The sequence below is a fragment of the Streptomyces sp. NPDC050528 genome (assembly GCF_044457795.1).
Lineage (GTDB): Bacteria > Actinomycetota > Actinomycetes > Streptomycetales > Streptomycetaceae > Streptomyces.
This window is the reverse complement of the sequence record NZ_JBITHH010000041.1, coordinates 1-1,270: the sequence shown is the minus strand read 5'-3', so window position 1 is coordinate 1,270 and position 1,270 is coordinate 1. Positions and strand designations below refer to the sequence as shown.

At 68.3% G+C, this 1,270-nt stretch carries 1 protein-coding gene; it reads left to right on the top strand.

Translation table 11 applies throughout. The features are described from left to right. Positions 1 to 49: 49 nt before the first annotated feature. The coding region (locus tag ACIBK4_RS50485) for an ATP-grasp domain-containing protein (protein ID WP_399006975.1) at positions 50 to 1,270 on the top strand (1,221 nt) is incomplete at its 3' end.

Here is a 1,270-nt window from a genome sequence, read left to right as displayed (position 1 = left end):
CGAGTTCAGAGTTAGAATTCGAGGGATCTCTGTGCCTTTTCGTGTGTTGGTGGTGCAGCCTGCTTTTTCCGCGATTGCGTATGTCACGCATGCCCGTTCTCTGGGGTGGGATGTTGTGGTGGCGTCGTTTGAGGGGGACGGGCGGTGGGTCGCTGATTCGGTGCGGTCGGCGGCGTCGGAGTTGATTGTGGCGGATACGAATTCCGGTGATGTTCTGGAGGCCGCGGTCGTCGCGTCCCATCAGCGGAATGCTATTCATGCCGTGGTCGCGGGCGGCGAATATTATGTGCCGGCGGCGGCGCGGTTGTCGCAGCGGCTGGGGCTGCCGGGTCTGGTGGGTGCGGCGGTGGACCAGGTGCGGCACAAGGCGCGGATGCTGGAGGCGGTGGCCGGAGCGGGTCTGAGGGTGCCGAAGTTCACGGTGGTGCGCGAGCTGGCGGAGCTGGATACGGCATGCGCGGACGTGGGTTTCCCCGCGGTGGTCAAGCCGGTGGATTCCGGCGGGAGTGTGCATGTCTCGCGGGTGGACTCCCTGCAGGAGGCCCGCGGGGCGGTGGCGGCGATCCACGCGGAGGAGGGGCGTGAGTTCGACCGGCCGCTGACGACCGAGGTGATGGTCGAGGAGTACGTCGCGGGGACGGAGTACAGCGCGGACGGTTATGCCGACGGCGGTGAGGTGCGGGTGGTCGCGGTGACCCGGAAACTGCTGGGTCCCGAGCCCCGGTTTTTGGAGCTGGGGCATCTCACGCCCGCGCCGCTGGAGGAGGAGGTCCGTCAGGAACTGGCCTCGTATGCCGCCGACGTCGTGCGCGCGGTGGGGATCACGACGGGTCCCTTCCACTGCGAACTGCGCCTCAGTGAAGGCGGGCCGGTGCTGATCGAGGTGGCGGCGCGGCTGCCCGGCGGGAAGATCACCGAGCTGATGGAGACGGTCACCGGCCTCAGCCTGCCGGGGAGGGTTTTGGCGGGTCTGACGGGTGTGGATCCTCAGGACGCGGCGGTTTATGGGGAGTTGGTGGCGAAGGCGGCGGGGATCCGTTTCCTGACGGCGGGTGGGGCGGGGTCGTATCTGCGGCTGGAGGGCTGGGATGACCTCACCGCCGAGCCGTGGGTGACCGCCGGCCACGTCCTGGTCCAGCCCGGCAGCCCCGTCCCGACGGAGGAAGTGGACTACAGCTGCCGGATCGCGGCCGTCGTCTTCACCGCGGAATCCCCCCAGCAGGCGCATGAGCGTTGGCTGGAGATCGGTGACCGCATCCGCGTAATCACC